The organism is Pseudomonas sp. B22129 (genome assembly GCF_044218875.1).
In the GTDB taxonomy this organism is placed as follows: Bacteria; Pseudomonadota; Gammaproteobacteria; order Pseudomonadales; family Pseudomonadaceae; genus Aquipseudomonas.
The window spans coordinates 2249531-2269431 of the sequence record NZ_CP162592.1; the positions used below are offsets into that span (position 1 = coordinate 2249531).

19 protein-coding genes are annotated in these 19901 nt (G+C 62.2%); 11 read left to right on the plus strand and 8 right to left on the minus strand.

Annotated features, from left to right (window positions below; all coding sequences use genetic code 11):
• The first annotated feature begins 63 nt into the window (after nucleotides 1–63).
• From AB4P94_RS10275 to AB4P94_RS10290, 4 genes are all read left to right on the plus strand, one after another.
• A complete protein-coding gene (locus tag AB4P94_RS10275) occupies nucleotides 64–2454 on the plus strand; it encodes a 7TM diverse intracellular signaling domain-containing protein (RefSeq protein ID WP_395610422.1) in 2391 nt (796 codons plus the stop codon).
• Between the two features lie 67 nt (nucleotides 2455–2521).
• Nucleotides 2522–4171, plus strand: a complete 1650-nt coding sequence (locus AB4P94_RS10280; RefSeq protein WP_395610423.1) for an acyl-CoA dehydrogenase family protein — start codon at nucleotides 2522–2524, stop codon at nucleotides 4169–4171.
• A 198-nt stretch (nucleotides 4172–4369) separates the two neighbouring features.
• Nucleotides 4370–5842, plus strand: coding sequence for an AMP nucleosidase (gene amn / locus AB4P94_RS10285; protein WP_395610424.1), 1473 nt, complete (start codon nucleotides 4370–4372; stop codon nucleotides 5840–5842).
• Nucleotides 5843–5913: 71 nt separating this feature from the next.
• Nucleotides 5914–6549 carry a pseudouridine synthase gene (locus AB4P94_RS10290; protein WP_395610425.1) on the plus strand — a complete coding sequence of 212 codons (636 nt, stop codon included), beginning with the start codon at nucleotides 5914–5916 and terminating at the stop codon, nucleotides 6547–6549.
• Here the strand turns inward: AB4P94_RS10290 and AB4P94_RS10295 are convergent.
• Entirely contained in the window at nucleotides 6544–6753 is a 210-nt protein-coding gene (locus AB4P94_RS10295; RefSeq protein WP_025999909.1) for a DUF2788 domain-containing protein, read from the minus strand. The genes AB4P94_RS10290 and AB4P94_RS10295 overlap by 6 nt on opposite strands.
• Before the next feature lie 258 nt (nucleotides 6754–7011).
• On the opposite strand from AB4P94_RS10295, the gene AB4P94_RS10300 reads away from it, so the two are divergent.
• Nucleotides 7012–7278 (plus strand): hypothetical protein, encoded by a 267-nt coding sequence (locus tag AB4P94_RS10300; protein WP_078739244.1) that lies wholly within the window; start codon nucleotides 7012–7014, stop codon nucleotides 7276–7278.
• A 43-nt stretch (nucleotides 7279–7321) separates the two neighbouring features.
• Here the strand turns inward: AB4P94_RS10300 and AB4P94_RS10305 are convergent, their stop codons facing one another.
• Nucleotides 7322–7801 (minus strand): Lrp/AsnC family transcriptional regulator, encoded by a 480-nt coding sequence (locus tag AB4P94_RS10305; RefSeq protein ID WP_003194418.1) that lies wholly within the window; start codon nucleotides 7799–7801, stop codon nucleotides 7322–7324.
• Nucleotides 7802–8234: 433 nt separating this feature from the next.
• On the opposite strand from AB4P94_RS10305, the gene AB4P94_RS10310 reads away from it, so the two are divergent.
• Nucleotides 8235–9245: a DUF6515 family protein gene (locus AB4P94_RS10310; RefSeq protein ID WP_395610426.1), complete on the plus strand. Its 1011-nt coding sequence runs from the start codon at nucleotides 8235–8237 to the stop codon at nucleotides 9243–9245.
• Here AB4P94_RS10310 and AB4P94_RS10315 read toward each other — a convergent pair.
• Together AB4P94_RS10315 and AB4P94_RS10320 are read right to left on the minus strand one after the other, a co-directional pair.
• Nucleotides 9242–10135, minus strand: a complete 894-nt coding sequence (locus AB4P94_RS10315) for a cation diffusion facilitator family transporter (RefSeq protein WP_395610427.1) — start codon at nucleotides 10133–10135, stop codon at nucleotides 9242–9244. The genes AB4P94_RS10310 and AB4P94_RS10315 overlap by 4 nt on opposite strands.
• Before the next feature lie 9 nt (nucleotides 10136–10144).
• Entirely contained in the window at nucleotides 10145–10564 is a 420-nt protein-coding gene (locus AB4P94_RS10320; protein ID WP_395610428.1) for a polyribonucleotide nucleotidyltransferase, read from the minus strand.
• Nucleotides 10565–10803: 239 nt separating this feature from the next.
• On the opposite strand from AB4P94_RS10320, the gene hrpB reads away from it, so the two are divergent.
• A complete protein-coding gene (gene hrpB, locus AB4P94_RS10325; protein ID WP_395610429.1) occupies nucleotides 10804–13311 on the plus strand; it encodes an ATP-dependent helicase HrpB in 2508 nt (835 codons plus the stop codon).
• A gap of 124 nt (nucleotides 13312–13435) precedes the next feature.
• On the opposite strand, the gene AB4P94_RS10330 is transcribed toward hrpB, so the two are convergent.
• Together AB4P94_RS10330 and AB4P94_RS10335 are read right to left on the minus strand one after the other, a co-directional pair.
• On the minus strand, nucleotides 13436–14524 hold the full coding sequence (locus AB4P94_RS10330) for an endonuclease/exonuclease/phosphatase family protein (protein ID WP_395610430.1): 1089 nt from the start codon (nucleotides 14522–14524) through the stop codon (nucleotides 13436–13438).
• Between the two features lie 40 nt (nucleotides 14525–14564).
• Entirely contained in the window at nucleotides 14565–15224 is a 660-nt protein-coding gene (locus AB4P94_RS10335) for a YciC family protein (RefSeq protein ID WP_395610431.1), read from the minus strand.
• A gap of 180 nt (nucleotides 15225–15404) precedes the next feature.
• Here AB4P94_RS10335 and AB4P94_RS10340 point away from each other — a divergent pair, with 180 nt between their 5' ends.
• From AB4P94_RS10340 to AB4P94_RS10350, 3 genes are all read left to right on the plus strand, one after another.
• The gene (locus AB4P94_RS10340) at nucleotides 15405–16175 is read left to right on the plus strand and encodes a DUF2076 domain-containing protein (RefSeq protein WP_395610432.1); all 771 of its coding nucleotides are present in this window, start codon (nucleotides 15405–15407) and stop codon (nucleotides 16173–16175) included.
• 119 nt (nucleotides 16176–16294) lie between these two features.
• Nucleotides 16295–16771, plus strand: coding sequence for an NYN domain-containing protein (locus AB4P94_RS10345; RefSeq protein WP_395610433.1), 477 nt, complete (start codon nucleotides 16295–16297; stop codon nucleotides 16769–16771).
• 25 nt (nucleotides 16772–16796) lie between these two features.
• Nucleotides 16797–17408 (plus strand): PolC-type DNA polymerase III, encoded by a 612-nt coding sequence (locus AB4P94_RS10350; protein WP_395610434.1) that lies wholly within the window; start codon nucleotides 16797–16799, stop codon nucleotides 17406–17408.
• A 283-nt stretch (nucleotides 17409–17691) separates the two neighbouring features.
• Here the strand turns inward: AB4P94_RS10350 and AB4P94_RS10355 are convergent, their stop codons facing one another.
• Both AB4P94_RS10355 and AB4P94_RS10360 read right to left on the minus strand, forming a co-directional pair.
• Entirely contained in the window at nucleotides 17692–18390 is a 699-nt protein-coding gene (locus AB4P94_RS10355; protein WP_395610435.1) for a cyclase family protein, read from the minus strand.
• Complete coding sequence (locus tag AB4P94_RS10360) at nucleotides 18380–18835, minus strand: Lrp/AsnC family transcriptional regulator (protein ID WP_395610436.1); 456 nt, start codon at nucleotides 18833–18835, stop codon at nucleotides 18380–18382. Before AB4P94_RS10360 ends, AB4P94_RS10355 begins: the two co-directional genes overlap by 11 nt.
• 160 nt (nucleotides 18836–18995) lie before the next feature.
• Here AB4P94_RS10360 and yedA point away from each other — a divergent pair, with 160 nt between their 5' ends.
• On the plus strand, nucleotides 18996–19892 hold the full coding sequence (yedA, locus tag AB4P94_RS10365) for a drug/metabolite exporter YedA (RefSeq protein ID WP_395610437.1): 897 nt from the start codon (nucleotides 18996–18998) through the stop codon (nucleotides 19890–19892).
• The last annotated feature ends 9 nt before the right edge of the window (nucleotides 19893–19901 follow it).

Below are 19901 nucleotides of genomic sequence, written 5' to 3' on the forward strand. Positions count from 1 at the left end.
ATACGTCATCTCAAAAGGAATGGGGGGCTTTTGGCATAACCGGACAGGCCACGCTGGGGCTCTATGCGCTATTTGCTGATCTTAATATTGTGCGGGCTGCCGATGCTCGCCAGCGCCATCGAGTTTGATCAGAGCACTCGAAGCCTGCCGTTGGGCCGTGTCATGCAGGTGCTCGAAGACCCCACCGACGCCCTGACCATCGGCGACGTCAGCTCCCCGGCCTATGCGGGCCAGTTCAAGACCCACGACAAAGCCACCCTTAACGCCGGTTATTCACGCTCGGTGTTCTGGCTCAAGGTCGACCTGCATTACGTCGCCAAAGACCCGCGCGCGCCACGCACCTGGTTCCTGGAGCTGGCCTACCCGCCGCTGAACCGCCTGGACCTCTACCAGCGCGACAACGCCGGCAACTATCGCCTGACCACCCGCACCGGCAGCACCTTGCCGTTCTCCAGCCGCGAAGTGCGCCAGAGCAACTACCTGTTCAAGCTCAACTTCGTGCCCGACCAGCAGGAAACCGTGTACCTGCGCCTGCAGAGCGAAGGCTCGATCCAGGCTCCGCTGACCCTCTGGGCCGGTACCGCGTATCTCGAAGAACAGCCGCTGCGCCTCTACGTATTGGGCGCGATCTATGGCGTGCTGCTGGGGATGCTGATCTACAACCTGTTCATTTACCTGAGCGTGCGCGACACCAGCTACCTCTATTACATCCTCTATATCGCTTCGTTCGGGTTGTATCAGCTGTCGGTCAACGGTGTGGCGGTTGAGCACTTCTGGCCGAACAACCCCTGGTGGGCGAATGCGGCGGTGCCTTTCCTGATCGGCTCGGCGGCGCTGTTTGGCAGCCTGTTTGCGCGCAGCTTCCTGCACACCGCGCAACACAGCCGCTGGCTGGACCGGATCCTGCTGGGGTTGGCAGCCTGCGGTGCGCTGGTGATGGTGTTGGCGCTGCTGACCAGCTACGCCGTGGCGTTGCGCCTGGCCACTGGTTTGGCGCTGGTGTTTACCGTGACCATCTTCGTCGCCGCCATCAAAGCCTGGTATTGCGGGCAGCGCATGGCGCGCTATTTCATCATCGCCTGGTCCGCGTTCCTGCTCGGCGGGGTGGTCAATACGATGATGGTGCTGGGTTACCTGCCCAATATGTTCCTCACCATGTACGCCAGCCAGCTTGGCTCGGCCATTGAAGTGGCGCTGTTGTCCCTGGCCCTGGCCGACCGCATCAACGGCATGCGCGAGCAGCAGGCACAGATTCTGTTCGACGCCAGCCAGAAGCTCGAGGTGCTCAACCAGCAATTGGCCCGCAGCAACCGGCTCAAGGACGAGTTCCTCGCCACCCTGACCCACGAACTGCGCACGCCGATGAATGGCGTGATCGGCTCCCTCGAGTTGATGCAGACCGTGCCGCTGGACGACGACCTGGCGCAGTATCAGCAAACGGCCGCCGGCTCGGCGCGGGACATGATGCGCATGGTCAACGGCATCCTGACCCTCACCGAATTGCAAGCCGGGCGCCTCAGCGCGCAGCCCGAAGTGTTCAGTCTGCGCGGCACCCTTGATGCGCTGCGCCAGCAATTCAGCACCAGCGCCCAGAGCAAGCGCCTGGCATTTTCCATCGACGTGGCGGACGAACTTCCGGACCGGTTGATCGGTGACGCCGGCAAACTCAGCCAATGCCTGGATTGCCTGCTCGACAATGCGTTCAAATTCACCCATACCGGTGCGGTGCGCCTGCGCGTGGTCGGTGTGCCCCACAGCGACGGCTCGCTGCGTCTGAGCTTTATCGTGACGGATACCGGTATTGGCTTCGCCTTCCTTGACGAGGCCACGCTGTACCAACGCTTCTTCCAGGTCGATGGCTCGATGACCCGTGAATACGGCGGCCTGGGCATCGGCCTGGCGATTTGCCGGCAGTTGATCGAATTGCTCGGCGGGCGCCTGACCCACCATTCCGAGCTGCGTAAAGGCAGCCGCTTCCAGTTGGAAGCGAGCGTGAACATCGCGCCCTCAGAACCCAAACAAGCGCCCGACAAACAACGCTCGCCGCAGGAATGCGCGGTGCTGCTGGTGGACGACAACAGTGTGGGCCAGTTGGCGGTGCGCGGCATGCTGCTCAAGCTCGGCTACCGGGTCAAAACCGTGGACAACGGCCCGGCAGCCTTGGCGGCCTTGCAGGCTGAAGCCTTTGATGCCGTGCTGCTGGACGTGCCTGAAGGCGGTTTTTCATTGTGCTGCCAGATCCGTGCATTGCCCGGCTGCGGTGAATTGCCGGTGATCGCCCTGAGCACTTCCTTGCAGGCGCCTGACCGAGAGCGCTGCCACGGTGTGGGCGTGACCGATCGTCTGGCCAAACCGGTACGTTTCGAAGCATTGCAGGCAGTGCTGGAGCGCCGATTGTTGCATGCAGTCGAGGGTGAAAGCGCCGAACATTCGGCGCGTATGCCACTTTTTTAAGCCGGTTGACGGTGCTTAACTGAAATCCAGGCCTCACCGCACGTGGCCTTTTTCCAGGAGGCCCGTCATGAACCTGCATCAGTTTGCCGAAACCCACGACGTCACCAACCAGCCGCCGTCCCTGGATGGCACCAACCTGTACCGCATCGACCTGCCCCTGCAAGACTGGTCACGCCGTTTCGGCGCTGGCTGGGCGCAGGGGCGCATGGATGCTTACGGCGCGCTGGCCGGTGGCCCGTTGATGGCGGCCGGGTTCCTGGCGAATGAGAACAAGCCGGTGTTCAGCAGCCACGACCGTTACGGGCACCGCATCGACCTGGTTGAGTTTCATCCGGCCTACCACGAACTGATGCGCACCGCCGTCGAACACGGGCTGCCATCCCTGCCATGGGCCCACCCGCAGCCCGGCGCCCACGTGGCCCGCGCCGCCATGACCTACCTGCACAGCCAGGCCGAAGCCGGCACGGGTTGCCCGCTGACCATGACTTTTGCTTGCGTGCCGGCGCTGCGCTTGCAGCCGGACCTGGCGGATGTCTGGCTGCCGAAAATCCTGAATACCGAATATGACCCACGCAACGTCGGCATCGCCCACAAGGCCGGCGCCACCATCGGCATGGCCATGACCGAGAAACAGGGCGGCACCGACGTGCGTGCCAACACTACCCGCGCTTACCCGGTGGGCGCAGGCGGCCCGGGGCAAGCCTATGAGCTGGTGGGCCACAAGTGGTTCTGCTCGGCACCGATGTGCGATGCGTTCCTGACCCTGGCCCAGACCGAAAAAGGCCTTACCTGTTTCCTGCTGCCAAGGCACCGCCCGGATGACACGCGCAACGAGTTCTACATCCAGCGCCTGAAAAACAAACTCGGCAACTGCTCCAACGCTTCCAGCGAAGTGGAGTTTCGCGGCGCCCTGGCCTGGATGATCGGTGAAGAAGGCCGTGGCGTGCCGACCATTATCGAGATGGTCGCCATGACCCGTTTCGACTGCATGGTCGGCTCCAGTGCCCTGATGCGCCAGGCGTTGACCCAGGCCAGCCATCATTGTGCCCATCGTTCGGTCGGAGGGCGTGTGCTCAGTGAGCAACCGCTGATGCAAAACGTGCTGGCCGACCTGGCCCTGGAAAGCGAAGCAGCGCTGGCGTTGAGCATGCGCATGGGCCGCGCGCTGGATCATCTGGAGAGTGAACAGGAAGCCAAGTTCGCCCGGTTGGTGACGGCAGTGGGCAAGTATTGGATCTGCAAACGCGCGCCGGCGATGATCAACGAAGCCGCCGAGTGCATGGGCGGCGCCGGTTATGTCGAGGACAGCATCCTGCCCCGCCTGTACCGTGAGGCACCGGTGAATTCGACGTGGGAAGGTTCCGGCAACGTGCAGTGCCTGGACGTGCTGCGCGCGCTGTCGAAAGAGCCGGGCGTGCTGGAGGCGTTGTTTGTCGAGCTGGGCGATGGGCATGGCGACCGGCAACTGGCGCGGCATATCGAGCAGTTGAAGGCGGCGTTTATGGATACCCAGGATATTCAGTACCGTGCGCGGCAACTGACCGAGGACATCGCGCTGGCGCTGCAGGCCAAGCTGTTGCTGGAGGCGGGCAATGCGGCGGTGAGTGACGGGTTTATTGCCAGCCGGTTGGGCGAGTCGTCCGGCCGGGTGTATGGCACCTTGCCGCGTGGGGTTGATGTAGAAGCGATTGTCGCCCGCTCAACACCCACCCTCTGACTACACGCGATCAAAATGTGGGAGCTGGCTTGCCTGCGATAGCGGTCCATCAGTCACATCATTGCTGACTGAACGACCGCCATCGCAGGCAAGCCAGCTCCCACAGCAATTGCAGTTAACTTGAGTGGGCACTCCAATTCAAAGTTTGCGTCTGACAGGGATACAGGCAAGATAAAGGCCTGCACGTCAGAACACAGGATGCTTACCGTGACCGAAGCTTTTGTTGTCGTCAAAACCGCCGAAGAAGCCGTGGATCGGCTGGCGGCTCTGCATGAGCGTGCCACCGGCGCACTTAACCAAGCCCTCAAGCAATACCTCAAGGACCGCGTCGAACCCGACGCCGAACAACGTGCGCTGTTTCGCTACCCGGAACTGCGCCTGACTTACCACTGCCACGGCGAAGTTCCACAGACCACCCGGGCGTATGCCAAAGTTCAGTTGCCGGGGACCTACAGCGTCACCGTCACCCATCCCGCCGCCTTCCGTAAATATTTGCTGGAGCAACTGGTGCCGCTGATGCACGACTTCACCGTGACGGTGGAAGTGGGCGTCAGCCAGCAGAACATTCCTTACCCGTACGTGGTGGAGCAGGGCGACGAACTGGCCGGGTCCGGCGTGACCGCTGCGACCCTGGCCCGCGTATTTCCCAGCACTGACTTGTCAGCCGCGACCGATGGCATCGCCGACGGCCTTTATGATTGGGAAAACACCGACCCGCTGCCGCTGGCGCTGTTCGATGCGGCCCGCGTGGACTTTTCCCTGCGCCGCCTGGTGCACTACACCGGCAGCGACTGGCGTCATGTGCAACCGTGGATCCTGCTGACCAACTACCACCGCTACGTCGACCAGTTCATCCTGCATGGCCTGGAGCAACTGCGCAGCGACCCGCGTTTTATCCGCATGGTGCTGCCGGGCAACGTGGTGATCGACAAGAGCATGGACCACGGCGAAGCGTCGGCCATCGCCGCAGGCGTGGTTTGGCACCGCTATCAGATGCCGGCCTATCACCTGCAGGCGGCTGACGGCCACGGCGTGACGTTGGTGAACATCGGCGTCGGCCCGTCCAACGCCAAGAACATCACCGACCACCTGGCCGTGCTGCGCCCGCATTGCTGGTTGATGATTGGCCACTGCGGCGGCCTGCGCCAATCCCAGACCATTGGCGATTACGTACTGGCCCACGCCTACATGCGCCGCGACGGGATTCTTGACCGCGTAGTGCCCCCAAACATCCCGATCCCGGCGCTGGCCGAAGTGCAGATGGCCTTGCAGCAGGCCGCGGCCAACGTCACCGGCGAGAAAGGCGAAGAGCTGAAAAAGCGCCTGCGCACCGGCACCGTGTTGACCTACGACGACCGCAACTGGGAACTGCGTTGGGCCCAGGAACGACCGCTGATCAACCTGTCCCGCGCCGTGGCCGTGGACATGGAAAGCGGCACCATTGCCGCCCAGGGTTATCGCTTGCGCGTACCGTACGGCACGCTGCTGTGCGTGTCGGACAAACCGCTGCACAGCGAAATCAAGCTGCCCGGCTCGGCCAACGCGTTCTATGAGCGTGCGGTGAGCCAGCACTTGAAGATCGGGATCGAGGCGGTGGATTTGTTGCGCACCGAGCTCAACTCGCTGCACTCGCGCAAACTGCGCAGCTTCGACGAGCCGCCGTTCCGCTAAGCGGTTGGGATGGTCATTTAGCGGTCAGGCCACTAGCATTGTCGGTCCTGACCGTTAGATGTTCCTTTGCCATGTCCCGTCCCACCCGTCCCGATTCCCGCCGCCCCGGCGTGAAACCTGCGCAGTCCTCCGCCCGTCGTGTCGCCAAGGCACCGCCGGCCGAGCCGAAGCTCGTCCTGTTCAATAAACCCTTCGACGTGTTGACCCAGTTCAGCGACGAAGGCGGTCGCGCGACCCTCAAGGATTTTATCGACATCCCCGGCATCTACCCGGCGGGCCGCCTGGACCGTGACAGCGAAGGCCTGTTGCTGCTGACCAACGACGGCCAATTGCAGGCGCGCATTGCCGACCCCAAGCACAAGCTGGCGAAGACCTATTGGGTGCAAGTGGAAGGCGAGCCGACCGAAGAACAGCTGCAACGCTTGCGTGACGGTGTGGAGCTGAACGACGGCAAGACCTTGCCCGCGCAAGCGCGGCAACTGGATGAGCCTGCGCTATGGCCACGCAACCCGCCGGTGCGCTTTCGCAAAAGCGTGCCCACGCACTGGCTGGAATTGGTGATTCGTGAAGGGCGTAACCGCCAGGTGCGGCGCATGACGGCAGCAGTGGGGTTGCCGACCCTGCGCCTGGTGCGCGTGCGAATTGGCGAGTGGTCAATCGACGGCCTGGATCAAGGCCAATGGAAGGAAGTGCCGGCGCGCTTATAAAGCGCCGGACTCGATCAGGCCGATCACCACGCTTTTGATGATGAACGCGGCCACGCCCAGCCCCAGCACGAAAAACAGGATGAAGGAGCCAAAGCGCCCGGCTTTGGATTTCTTCGCCAGGTCCCAGACGATAAAACCCATGAAAATGATCAGGATGGTGACGAGGCCGGTCATCATCCATTCTTCAAACAGGGCGGGGTCGATGGAATTCATAAGGGCTTTTCCGGCGCAGGAGACGGTGAGTATAAGGCAGTGGCAGCGACCTGGAATTGACCTGCGTCGGTCAGTCGCACACGGCGCTGCAGCAAAAGTGTGAAAGCCGTGGAATAAAAAAGCCTGTGGCCCTGTTTTATTGAAGTCATTAAAACAGTGCCGTGCGCAGCGTTGAACGCTATTGAGTCGGCCCATCGCGTCAACTTCAATGTTCGTTGGATGCAAGGCACGCCATAGGAGCACAACCCAATGTGGCACCTGAATAAAGTCACCGCGTCGTTTACCGCCCATCTTCCCCGCGCGGCACAGAACAACTTCGATACCTTCCAGAATGCGATTCATAACTTGGGTATCCACCCAAGGGACGCGGCGCAAATGCTCGGCAGCGCCGATTACAAAAGGTTAGGCACCTCGGACCAGTACCAAATTCGCCTGTCCGGTTCCGAGCGCGCGACCTTCCTGGTGGATACGGCTACCCGTACGGTGACCATTTTGCAGGTGGGCGGGCATACGTAGCCCTGCATCAACACCTCGCCGACGTGCGCGCTTGTGCGTTTGGTCAGGTGCGCAGGTGGGTCAACGGCAACTCGGTGCTATTCAATACCTGGTTCAGCACAAAGCTGGAGCGCACACTGGTCACGCCTTCGATGCGGGTCAGGTGCCCCAGCAGCAGTTTCTGGTAGTGGTCCATGTCCGGCACCACCACTTTGAGCTGATAGTCAGCGTCCATCCCGGTCACCAGGCTGCATTCGAGCACTTGGGGCAGGGTGCGGATGGCGGCTTCGAAGTTCTCGAAACGCTCGGGGGTGTGGCGGTCCATGCCGATCAGCACGTAGGCCGTCAGGCTCAAGCCAAGCATCTTGCGGTCGAGCAGCGCGACCTGGCGCGCAATGTAGCCGTCGTCTTCCAACTGCTTGACCCGGCGCGAGCAGGGCGACGGCGACAGGCCGATGCGCTCGGCCAACTCCTGGTTGGAGATCCTCGCGTCGCGCTGCAATTCCGCCAAAATACTCAGGTCGTATCGGTCAAGCTTGCTCATTGGGTTGGCCTTTGTCGTAACTATTGCGGTGAATTATCCATGAAGGGTTAAAAATTGCGCAAGCACTGTTTATTGACGCAATCTTCGCAATCATCTGTCGGGCGCTGGCGGGTATCTTTATTAACAGAATCACCGCCTGGACAAACAGTCCACTGCAGCTCGCCCAATCAGGCCGGCTGCGGCCGCCGCCCCAGCAGGGTTGAGCCGGCCTCCAGGCTGCACACTGTCCACAAGACTGCGTGAGGTGAGCCAACGTCAAAAGCGTTGAGCACGGACGAAATTCTCAAGGGGTGGCCGACGGGTCGCCCCTTTTTCTTTGCCTTCAGAAAATTGTTCTCGTGACTGATAACCTGTCTCAGAACCGGGTGAGGCTTTTCCAGTCTCATACTGTGAGGCCGGACATTCCAGGCCCAAACCCGCAGTGAGGAATAGCATGAAGCGCATCTGGCGTATGGCCGGTGTAGGTTTGCTGATGATCAGCGTCGGCACGCAAGTGATGGCCGACGACCCGCGTTCTGAAGGTGGTGGTCAGCGTGATCGTGGGCCTGAAGGCGGGCGGCAAGGTAACGAGCAGCCGCGCCCGCAAAATAACCAGCCGCGCCCGCAGAATCAACATTTCGAGCGTGCCGAGCAGCAGGGCCATGGGCAGTGGCAAGGTCGCCCTCAGGGCGACGGGCAGCCCCGGCCTGCGCCGCAGCAGCCGGCGAATAACCTGCCGATCCAGGGCCGCCCGGACACGGTTCGCCAGACCCAGGAACCACGCCAGGGTTATTACCGCGACATCCCGCGCCGCAACGACGACAACCCGCATTGGCAAGCCGGCAACGGCCCAGGCCCGCGCCCGGGTGGCGGTTTCAATAATGGCCACCCCAATGACACGCGCTGGCCAGGCCGCCCCGATGGGCATGGCAATGGCTGGGGCCCCGGCCCGCAGCATCGCCCCGGGTATATCGTCGACCGTTTTCCCGACCGCAATTACCGCGTGCCCTACCGTGGCCAGGATTACTTCTTCTCCGGCGGCTACTGGTATCGCCCGCAAGGCCCGCGCTACGTCGTCGTGACGCCGCCGTACGGCATCCGCGTGCAATACCTGCCGGACTACGCGCGGGAAGTGTGGGTGGGCAGCGCGCTGTTCTTCGTCGCAGCCGGCGCCTATTACACCTACGAAAGCACCTCCCAGCAGTACGTGGTGGTGCAACCGCCGGCGGAGGCGTCAGCACCCGCGCCGCAGAGCAATGGCTATGACGTGGTCGCCTATCCCGCCAACGGCCAGTCACCGGCCCAGGTGCAGCAAGACGGCTACGACTGTTATCGCTGGGCAGTGCAGCAAAGTGGTTTCGACCCCCGCACCGTCACCTACGCCCCGGACCCTGCGGTGGTGCAAACTTACCGTCAGGCCCAGGGCAACTGCCTGAGCAGTCGCGGTTATCAGGTGCAGTATTAGGTTTTGTTGCCCGTGACCACTTCCCGCGGGTCGGCGTGCACCAGCACTTCGGCGCGCGGGTAGGCTTGGTGAATGGCATCGGCGGCCTGATCGCTGATGCCGTGGGCGACTGACAGCGTCAACTCCCCTGGCAATTCCAGGTGCAGCTGCACAAACCAGTGGCTGCCGGAAATCCGTGTGCGCAAATCATGTGCACCCAACACCCCGGGCACCCCGCGCGCCAGTTCCAGCATGTGCTGGCTGACATCCGGCGGCAGCTCCTCGTCCATCAGCACCGCAAAGCTTTCCCGGGCGATCTGGATTGCGCTCCACAAAATGTAGGCGGCGATGCCCAGGCCGAACCAGGCGTCCACCTGGTTGTAGCCAAAACCTGCCAACACCAACGCCACCAGAATGCTGCCGTTGAGCATCAAGTCCGAACGGTAGTGCAACGAGTCCGCGCGCACCGCGTTGGAGCCGGTTTCCCGGATCACCCGGTGTTGCAGCATCAACAGCGCGACTGTAAGCACCAGCGAAAACACAATCACGCCGATGCTCAGCCACGGCGCGCCCACGGGCTCCGGGTGCTGCAAACGCTGATAGGCCTGAAACGCGATCAACACCGCACTGCCCGCAATAAACAGCGCCTGGGCCATGCCCGACAGTGACTCGGCTTTGCCATGCCCATAACGGTGGTCGTCATCGGCCGGGCGCAGCGCGTAATGCACCGCCAGCAGGTTCAACAGCGAGGTCACGCCGTCGAGCAGCGAGTCGGTCAGGCCGGCAAGCATGCTCACCGAGCCACTGAGCCACCATGCGATGGCCTTGGTGATAATCAGCACGCACGCCACACCCACCGAGGCGCGGGTGGCCAGGCGCAAAAGCCTGGCGTGTTCGGGACTGCTGGTCATGGGCGGTCCTTAAGCGGCGGGTTGCAGGCCCAAAGACGCAAGTTGTTGCACGCTGCCCTTGAACTGAATCATGCGCGGGTCGTCCAGCGGCAAGGTGCGGCCGGTTTCTTTCTGGATGATGGTTTGCAGCTTGGCGTTGTCGACCTTGCCGTCAGCGCCGATGGCTTCGTGGAGTTTCTCCGGGGCGACTTGGGCGGTCTTGCCCGGTTCAAAGTAGATGGCGCCGGTGGCGAAGTCCACGCCGAACGCGATCAGGCCCGGGATCACATAGAACAGCAGGCCCACGGCGTCGAGCACGGCGATGGTCGGGTCGATCTTGCCGTCGATCTGGCCACGGCGGTCGGGGTAGAAAATCGAACCGCAGGCCGTCAATTGGCTCAGCAAGGTGACGGCGAGGACACCGCCGATGATGCGGGAAGCGATACGCATGAGGACTCTCCTGAACACAATTAATACGAAACTATAAGCGACGAAGATCCAATGTGGGAGCGGGCTTGCTCGCGAATGCAGTCTGTCAGTTGATGAATATGTGACTGATGCACCGCATTCGCGAGCAAGCCCGCTCCCACATTTGACGGTGTTGCCAAGTCAATTGGGGGTTGCCTGTGAGACCACCACCGGCATCCAGCCGTTCGCCGTTATACTCGCCGCTCTGCTTTGGAGCCAGTATGAATTCGTTGCCGATTGATGATGTTTTACCCGCCCTGCGTGACGCCTTGGCGAATCGCCATGAAGCCGTGCTGGAAGCGCCGCCCGGCGCCGGTAAAACCACCCGCGTGCCCCTCGCGCTGTTGAACGAGGCGTGGCTGGCGGGGCAAACCATCCTGATGCTCGAACCCCGTCGCCTTGCCGCACGTGCCGCGGCCGAACGGCTGGCCAGCGAGCTGGGGGAAAAGGTCGGCGAAACCGTCGGCTACCGCATTCGCCTCGACAGCAAAGTCGGCCCCAACACCCGCATTGAAGTGGTCACCGAAGGCATCCTCACCCGCCGCTTGCAAGATGACCCGGCGCTGGACGGCGTGGGCTTGCTGATCTTCGACGAATTCCACGAACGCAGCCTCGACGCCGACCTCGCACTGGCCCTGAGCCTCAATGGTCGCGACCTGTTTCGTGACGAGCAGCCGCTGAAAATCCTGCTGATGTCGGCCACCCTCGAAGGCGAACGCCTGTCTGGATTGTTGAACGACGCGCCGATCCTGCGCAGTGAAGGGCGCATGTTCCCGGTGCAGATGCGCTGGGGCAGGCCGTATCAAGCCGGTGAATTTATCGAGCCGCGTGTGGTGCAGACCATCCTCGAAGCCGTGCACGACGAGACCGGCAGCATTCTGGTGTTTCTGCCGGGGCAGGCCGAGATTCGCCGGGTTAACCAGCAATTGGCCGATGCCCTGGGTGATCGTCCGGATGTGCTGCTGTGCCCGCTGCACGGCGAGTTGGACCTCAACGCTCAGCGCGCCGCCATCGACCCGGCCCCCGCCGGCAAACGCAAAGTGGTACTGGCCACCAACATTGCCGAGACCAGCCTGACCATCAACGGCGTACGCGTGGTGATCGACGCCGGGCTGGCGCGGGTGCCGCGTTTCGACCCCGGCAGCGGTATGACCCGCCTCGACACTCAGCGGATTTCCCGCGCCAGCGCCACCCAGCGTGCCGGGCGGGCAGGGCGCCTGGAGCCGGGCGTGTGTTATCGCCTGTGGTCCGAGGACCAGCACGAGGGCCTGGCCGCCTACAGCAGTGCGGAGATTCTCGCGGCCGACCTCGCGGGCCTGGCCTTGCAGCTGTCGCGCTGGGGCGTCACGCCAACGCAGTTAGTCTGGCTGGATGTGCCTCCGACTGCCGCGTACGCCCAGGCCCAGGATTTGCTGGTGCGCCTCGGCGCCTTGAATGAAGACAAGCTGACCGCCCACGGCCAGAAGATGGCCGAGTTGCCGGCTCACCCGCGTATCGCCCATTTGCTGTTGCGCGGACAGGATTTGGGGCTGGCGGCGACGGCCTGTGATGTCGCGGCCTTGTTGGGCGAGCGCGATATCTTGCGCGGTGGCGGTGCGGACCTGCACAGCCGGCTGGCTTTGCTCAGTGGCGAAGAGCGCGCACGCGGCACCCAAGGCGGCGTGCAGCGCGCCAGGCAGCTGGTCCGGCAATATCGCGGCTATTTAAGAGGCAACGCGACGCAGCCGGTGGCCGACCCCGACCACCCGCGCTGGCTAGGCGCCTTGCTGGTGCTGGCCTACCCGGACCGCGTCGCCCAGCAACGCCGCCCCGGTGGCGCCGAATACCGCCTGGCCAATGGTCGCGCGGCGCTGTTTGCCGAGGCCGACAGCCTGATGAAACAAGCCTGGCTGGTGATCGCCGACCTTGGCAGCCGCCAGGGCCAGCGCGAAGAACGCATCTACCTCGCAGCGGATTTTGATCCGGTGCTGTTTGACACGGTGCTCGCCGAGCAAGTGCGCAACGTCGACCAGTTGGACTGGGACGAGCGCGAAGGCGTATTGCGCGCCGAACGCCAGCGCAAGGTCGGCGAACTGGTGCTCAGCCGCGAGCCCCTGACCGGCCTCGATGAAGCCGCGCGCAGCCAGGCGCTGGTCAACCTGGTGCGCCGCAAAGGCCTGGAGCTGCTGCCGTGGACGCCCGAGCTGCGCCAATGGCAAGCCCGCGTCATGCTGCTGCGCCAACTGGACGCCGGTAAAACCAGCGAATGGCCCGACCTCAGCGACAGCGCCTTGCTCGCCAGCCTTGAACACTGGTTGATGCCGTACCTGGGCAAAGTCTCGCGGCTCAGCCATTTTTCCAGCCTGGATATCTCCAGTTTCCTGCACAACCTGCTGCCATGGCCGCTGCCCCAGCGCCTTGACGAGTTGGCGCCGCAGCATGTGAAAGTGCCTTCGGGTTCCTCGGTGCGCCTGGATTACAGCGAACAGCCGCCGATTCTGGCGGTGCGCTTGCAAGAATTGTTCGGGCTGGCAGACACGCCGCGCATTGCCGGTGGTCGCCAAGTGGTCAAGTTGCACCTGCTGTCCCCGGCGCGCAGGCCGGTGCAGGTGACGCAGGATTTAGCGAACTTCTGGCGCAGCACGTATGCCGAGGTGAAGAAGGATTTGAAGGGAAGGTACCCGAAGCATTACTGGCCGGATGATCCTTTAGTTGCCGAAGCAACCGCCCGGATCAAACCCCGTAAGTAAGGCCTGTGGAGATCAAATGTGGGAGCGGGCTTGCTCGCGAATGCAGTCTGTCAGTTGATGAATGTGTGACTGATGCACCGAATTCGCGAGCAAGCCCGCTCCCACAGGGTTTCTTTGGTGTTTGTTATTGCGCGGCGGGCAGCAGGAACCGTGCAATCACCGGCAGGTGGTTGGAAATGCGCAACGTATCTTCCTGGCGCACCTTGGCCTCCACCCGCTTGATCCTAGGGCTGTAAAACAGGTAATCCAATGTACGATCCGGCCCCTCCACGCGCGGGTCATTCGGGAAGTGCGTCAGCCATTTCGCCCGGTCAATCCCGCTGGCTTCACTGTTACTCGGGATCATCGGGTATTTATCCCACAGTAAATGCAGCTCGCTGTCGGGCGAATACTGCCCGCGTTTGCCGGCATCCAGCCGCAGGAATTGCCCCAGCGGCAGCAGGTTGAAATCCCCGCCAATCAGCCACGGCGTGCCGCGGCCTTCGAATTTATCCAGCAACTTTACCGTGGCTTTCACCTGTTCCTGCACGGCGGTGCGCCCAGGTACGTCGCCATCCAGGCGCGTGTTGAGCACCGCCAGTTGGCCGCCGTCACTCAAAGGCAGGTAGGTCAGCAGCAAGGCGGGTTTGGGTTGGAACTGACGGCTGATGAAATTCGCCGGGGACACCGGCAGTTGCAAGCGTTCTGCGTGTTCGACCTGGTAGCGGCTCAGGGTCACGAGCTTGCGGCCGACGCTGCCGAAGATATGCAGGTTGGGCACAAAGTCGGCTTTCCAGTCGAACGCCTGAGCGCTGCACGGGTAGAGGTCGACCAGACGTTCCTGAAGCAGCGCGACCTGGTCCTGGTAGTGGGACGCTTTGGCGCCTTCGTCGAGCTCCTGCAACAGCAGGATGTCGGGCTGTTCGTCGCGAATCACCCGCGCCACTTCGTCGAGGCTGAAAGCCATGTCTTCCACGGTCGGCAGGTCGTCGGGGCCGCTGCCGTCGGTGGTGTCGTACCAGAATACGTAGTTCTTGCCGGCCAGGTATTGCACGTTCCAGGTCATGACCTTGAGCGCCTGCCCCGGCAGCAGGGTCGGCGCACGCGGCGCGACGCAGCTCACGGGCAGGATCTGCTTGTCGTCAGGGCGCCAGGTCAGGCTGTAGATCAAGGCCGTGAGCACGCCTGCAAGAATCAACAGGCTCAACACGGTTATGCGCAATAAACGGGTCATCGGCTCGGCTTATAGCGTTTTGGAGGTGCCACGGAGCATATCACCGCGCGTCGGCATCGCCACCGATCAGCATGAATAAACGGAACAAGACCACGCTGGTGAACAGTTGCAGGAAGCTGTGGGCGCTGTCGATCAGCACACCCAGCAACGGCGCCGGGTTTGGGTAGGCTGCGACGCTGGCGCCTTTGAGCAGCCACAACGGCGTCATCACGCACAGCAGGCACACCAGGATTCGCCAGAAATGCCCGCGAGTCAGGCGGAAACTCTCCTTCATCGCCTCCAGCGCCGGCATGCCGCGCAGCACCAGCAGGTACTCGGCAAACGCCAGCACCACCATCAGCCACAGGCCCGGCAGGAAATACAGCGACAGGCCAAGCAGAATCAGCAGTGTGCTCAGGGCCGTCAGCAGGGCGAAACGCGGCCACAGGGTCAGGGCCATCGCCCATAGGTCCTTGGTGTTCGGCGATTCGCCACGGGTGCGCGCATCCAGAAACAGAATCAACGCGCCGGTGTACAGCGGGTACACCAACAGGCCGACCACCACGCTGTAACCGGGGAAGGCATCCGGGCCCAGCGTGTGGTCGAGCACCTGTTGCAGCAGGGCTTCGAGGATCACCAGTGGCAAGCACAACTGGACGATGGCGCCCAGGTTGCCTCGGGTAAAACGAAAGGAGTCGCGCAGCACATCTAACGGATTCATCAGGTTCATCACAGGCCGAAAAGCAAGGACGACACTTTAACCGATCATGAAGAAAGGTGAGCAAACGTAAACCTTGCGTAAAGGCCATTGAAACGTCTGGTAACAGCCCCATAACTAGCACGTAGCCCTCCTGAACACAGGCGGGCCCATGATTTCTACCGGCAATCTAACGAGGTCGCCATGAACAGCGAAGAGCAAACCCTGATCGATGGACTGTTTTCACGGTTGCAACAAGCCGAAACGGACTCAGCCCCCCGCGACGCCCTGGCCGAAGCGCGGATCAAGGAGCACCTGACACGCCAACCGGCTGCCGGGTACTACATGACCCAGTCGATTTTGGTGCAGGAACACGCGATCAAGAGCCTCGACGCGCAGAACAAACAGCAGGCGCAGCAGATCCAGCAATTGCAGGATGAACTGCAACAAGCCAAGGCTCAGGCCGCGCAACCGGCGCCGAGCAGCGGTGGCTTCCTGTCGAGCATCTTTGGTGGCGGTAGCAACCGCGATTCGCAGCCTGCCCAAAGTGCTCCACCGTCCTCTGGCGGCTGGCGTGAACCGGCGCGGCCTCAGTTTGGCCAGCCAGCACCGCAGCAAAACTACGGTGCTCCGCAGCAGAATTACCAACAGCCACAGCAGGCACCCGCCGCGCCAATCGGCAGCGGTTTCCTCGGTGGTGCGCTGAAAACCGCCGCCGGCGTGGCCGGTGGTGTGATGCTGGCCGAAGGCATCAGCAGCCTGTTCAACCACAACTCGCAACAGCCGCAAGTCGTTGAAGAAATCATCCGCGAAGAACCAGCGCCCGCCAGCGACCAAGGCGGTTGGGGCAACGATGACCAACGTTTTGCCGGCGGTAATGACAGTTGGGGCAACGACAGCTCCTCGGACAGCTTCGCCGACAATGATTATTCCGACGACTCCTCCTCGTTCGGCGACGACGACTCCTTCGTCTGACACCCCCAAAGCCCGGTGCGCTTTGTCGCCCCGGGCTGATTTTTCGCTGAAACTTTCCCATGGCTGGCATACTGGCAACCTTTCCGGGCGCTGGCGCCTGGCTGTCATGAGGAAGTGCGGTGAAGAAAATTGCGGTGTTCGCCGATGTACAAAACCTCTATTACACCGTGCGCCAGGCGTATGGCTGCCACTTCAACTACGCCGCCCTGTGGGCTGACATCAGCGCGCGCGGGCAGATCGTCGAGGCGTATGCCTATGCCATCGACCGTGGCGACAGCAAGCAGCAGCAATTCCAGCAGATCCTGCGCAACCTGGGCTTCACGGTAAAACTCAAACCCTACATCCAGCGTGCCGACGGCTCGGCCAAAGGCGACTGGGACGTGGGCATTACCCTGGACATCATGGACGCCGCCGACCACGTCGACGAAGTGGTGCTGGCCTCCGGCGACGGTGATTTCGACATGCTGCTCGAACGCATCATCCAAAAGCACGGCGTGCAAGCCGTGGCCTACGGCGTGCCGGGGCTGACGGCCAACTCGCTGATACGCGCCGCCAGCCGCTACGTGCCGATCGAAGGCGCGCTGCTGCTTAAATAAACAGTTGGACGGAGTTGGAACAGGTTTGGAACGTATAGCAGTCATCGACTTTGAAACCACCGGCATTACCCCGAGCAGCCACTGCCGGGCCACGGAAATCGCGGTGGTCATCCTCGAACGCGGCCAGATCGTGGACCGCTACCAGAGCCTGATGAACGCAGGCGTGCGCGTGCCGGGCTTTATCGAACAACTCACCGGCATCAGCAACGCCATGTTGCGCAGTGCGCCCCCGGCCGAGCGGGTGATGAATGAGGTCAATGAATTCGTCGGCACCACGCCGCTGCTGGCCCACAACGCCGCGTTCGACCAGAAGTTCTGGGACTTCGAACTGGGCCTGATCCGCCGCACCCGCCTGCAAAAATTCGCCTGCTCCCTACTGCTGGCGCGCCGCCTGATGCCATCGGCGCCCAACCACAAACTCGGCACCCTGAATGCCTTCGCCCAATTGCCCCACACCGGCAAGGCTCACCGGGCGATGGCGGATGCGGAGATGGCGGCGAACCTCACAGCGCATTTGGCCAATGAACTGCGCGGCACCCACGGTTTGCGCGAACTGTCCCACGACCTGTTGTGCACCCTGCAGAAAGTGCCAGCCGCGAAGATCAATGAGCACCTGAAAAAACATCGCGGGTTTTGAGCCCCGCGAAGATCTCATGTGGGCAGAGCACTAATTGTGGTGAGCGGGCTTACACCCGCGTTGGGCTGCGAAGCGGCCCCAAAACCTGACACCCGGTTCTAACTGAAAGAACGCGGCGCCCTGATTGGGGCCGCTACGCAGCCCAGCGCGGGGCAAGCCCGCTCACCAGAACAGCCCATTCGCCCTAGAGTCTCCCACAGTAAATTGCATCTAGGCCTGGCGACTCGGTCATCTGTGGGAGCCGGGCTTGCCCGCGATGGCGTCAGTTGGCGTGGCGATGCAGTCAGGGAATAAAAGCCATCACTGAAGCCGGTGAACCCGATCCGCCTTCCAGCGCCAATACGCCAATCACCAGCGTTGAGCCCTTCGCCGGTAAAAGGTCGAGGTTGGTCAAGCACTCCAACACAATGCCATTCCCGGCCAGCACCGCGTGGTTCGTCGCGAATGTGTTGCTTTGCCCCGGATCAACCCCGTGGGTGTCGATGCCCACCCCGGCGATCTGGCGCTGGGTGAGCAAAAAACCAATTGCCGCTTCACCTATTCCCGGAAAGTGCGAGCCTTGTGCGTCCTGGCTGAAAAACGCAGCGGGGTCATGCCACCGGTGTTGCCAGCCGGTGTACATCAAAACCACCGAGCCTGCTTCGATCATGCCGTGCTGGCATTCCCAGTCTTCAATATCCTGCGGGCTGATTTCATAATCCGAATTGCTCTGGGTTCGACTGCGTACATCAATCACCACGGCAGACCGTACAAGGTCCTGCGGGTTGTAGCCGTCAATGCTGATCCCGTCCGAATAAAAACTGTTCGGCGCATTCATATGGGTCGCGCTGTGCTCGCCGAGGCTGAAGCGGCGCAGGAAATAACCGTCCTTTTCCAGTGAGGCGACGTCTTCGAATGTTACCGGTGGGTCCCCCGGCCACAGAGGGATGTGCGGTGTGATCGGGTGGCTGAGGCTGATGACCTGGCTGTGCTTACCCACCATTTTTCACCTCCAACTGGCCCAACGGCACCCGCCGTTCTATCGCGCTCGACAAAATAATCGAGGTCTTGCTGAACCCGAACTGCGCAATCCGGTTGATCAGGTTCTCCAGCTCCGGCATCGACCCCACCGCCGCCTGCATGATCACGCACGGGTCCCCCGTCACCCGGTGGCACTCGGTCAGTTCCGGGATTTCACCCAAGGCGTCATACACCTTCTGGCTGCCATGGTTGGTCAGCCGCAACTCAATCACACACTGAATCGGCAAGCCCACTTTGGCCAGGTCCACCTTGGCCTGGTACCCGGTGATGACGCCGCTGGCTTCCAGTTTGGCCACGCGTTCGGCCACGGCGGGGGCGGAGAGGTTGACCGTGCGGGCGAGTTGCGCGTAGGAGGCGCGGCCGTCTTCGAGCAGGGCGCTGAGGAGCATTCGGTCGTATTTGTCCATGATAAGGCTCCAATTGCGCAGGGCTTTCGAAAGCACGGTTTATAGCCTTCATAACCATGCTTTGAAAAGTGTATGGGCGCTTTAAACAGGTTTTGTAACTTATGTTTACCGGGCGGCCTTTCTAGAATAAGCCTCCCGTCTCCTGCCGCAGAGCTGCCCAATGCCTGGCCCACGTCGCTTCCCCTTACCGTTGATCGCTGCCTTTTTTGCGTTGTATGTGATTTGGGGTTCCACCTACCTGGTGATCCGCATTGGCGTGGAGTATTGGCCGCCGTTGATGCTCGGCGGGATTCGCTTTTTGGTGGCCGGCTTGGCGATGTATGGCTTTTTGCGCTGGCGCGGGGCGCCTGCGCCGACCTGGGTGCAGTGGAAGGCGGCGGCCAAGATTGGCGTGTTGCTGCTGACCTTCGGCAATGGCGCGGTGACGGTGGCCGAGCACACTGGCGTGGCCTCCGGCGTAGCCGCGCTGGCGGTGGCGACGGTGCCGTTGTTTACGTTGCTGTGCGGATATTTCTGGGGCGCGCGTAATACGCGCCTGGAGTGGGCCGGGGTGGTGCTGGGGATTATCGGCATTGCCATGCTCAATATGGGTTCCAACCTGCAATCGAGCCCGACCGGTGCGATGCTGCTGCTGTTTGCCGCCGCGTCCTGGGCCTTTGGTTCGGTGTGGAGCAAGCACTTGCCGTTGCCGGCGGGCGCCATGGCCAGTGCGGCGGAGATGATCGTCGCCGGTGTGTTGCTGCTGGTGGGTAGCGCCCTGACCGGCGAACGCCTGCATGCCATTCCGCCGATTGAAGGCTGGCTGGCCCTGGCTTACCTGGCCGTGTTCGGTTCGATCATCGCCTTTAATGCCTATATGTACTTGCTCAAGCACGTGCGCCCGGCAGCGGCGACCAGCTATGCCTATGTGAACCCGGCGGTGGCGGTGTTGCTGGGGATCGTCTTCGTCGGCGAAACCATCGGCAAGGAAGAAGCACTGGCGATGCTAGTGATCATCAGCGCCGTGGTGTTGATCGGCTTGCCCCAGTGGCGCAAGCCGAAGCCGGAAATAAGGTAAACTGCGGCG

Excerpts from the sequence above, each read along its gene's own strand:
- AB4P94_RS10360 (WP_395610436.1), bottom strand. The coding sequence starts at position 18,835 with ATGGACAAATACGACCGAATGCTCCTCAGCGCCCTGCTCGAAGACGGC.
- AB4P94_RS10315 (WP_395610427.1), bottom strand. The coding sequence starts at position 10,135 with ATGACCAGCAGTCCCGAACACGCCAGGCTTTTGCGCCTGGCCACCCGC.
- AB4P94_RS10335 (WP_395610431.1), bottom strand. The coding sequence starts at position 15,224 with ATGAATCCGTTAGATGTGCTGCGCGACTCCTTTCGTTTTACCCGAGGC.
- AB4P94_RS10330 (WP_395610430.1), bottom strand. The coding sequence starts at position 14,524 with ATGACCCGTTTATTGCGCATAACCGTGTTGAGCCTGTTGATTCTTGCA.
- AB4P94_RS10300 (WP_078739244.1), top strand. The coding sequence starts at position 7,012 with ATGTGGCACCTGAATAAAGTCACCGCGTCGTTTACCGCCCATCTTCCC.
- AB4P94_RS10305 (WP_003194418.1), bottom strand. The coding sequence starts at position 7,801 with ATGAGCAAGCTTGACCGATACGACCTGAGTATTTTGGCGGAATTGCAG.
- yedA (WP_395610437.1), top strand. The coding sequence starts at position 18,996 with ATGCCTGGCCCACGTCGCTTCCCCTTACCGTTGATCGCTGCCTTTTTT.
- hrpB (WP_395610429.1), top strand. The coding sequence starts at position 10,804 with ATGAATTCGTTGCCGATTGATGATGTTTTACCCGCCCTGCGTGACGCC.
- AB4P94_RS10340 (WP_395610432.1), top strand. The coding sequence starts at position 15,405 with ATGAACAGCGAAGAGCAAACCCTGATCGATGGACTGTTTTCACGGTTG.
- AB4P94_RS10290 (WP_395610425.1), top strand. The coding sequence starts at position 5,914 with ATGTCCCGTCCCACCCGTCCCGATTCCCGCCGCCCCGGCGTGAAACCT.
- AB4P94_RS10310 (WP_395610426.1), top strand. The coding sequence starts at position 8,235 with ATGAAGCGCATCTGGCGTATGGCCGGTGTAGGTTTGCTGATGATCAGC.
- AB4P94_RS10275 (WP_395610422.1), top strand. The coding sequence starts at position 64 with ATGCGCTATTTGCTGATCTTAATATTGTGCGGGCTGCCGATGCTCGCC.
- AB4P94_RS10355 (WP_395610435.1), bottom strand. The coding sequence starts at position 18,390 with ATGGTGGGTAAGCACAGCCAGGTCATCAGCCTCAGCCACCCGATCACA.
- AB4P94_RS10320 (WP_395610428.1), bottom strand. The coding sequence starts at position 10,564 with ATGCGTATCGCTTCCCGCATCATCGGCGGTGTCCTCGCCGTCACCTTG.
- amn (WP_395610424.1), top strand. The coding sequence starts at position 4,370 with ATGCTTACCGTGACCGAAGCTTTTGTTGTCGTCAAAACCGCCGAAGAA.
- AB4P94_RS10280 (WP_395610423.1), top strand. The coding sequence starts at position 2,522 with ATGAACCTGCATCAGTTTGCCGAAACCCACGACGTCACCAACCAGCCG.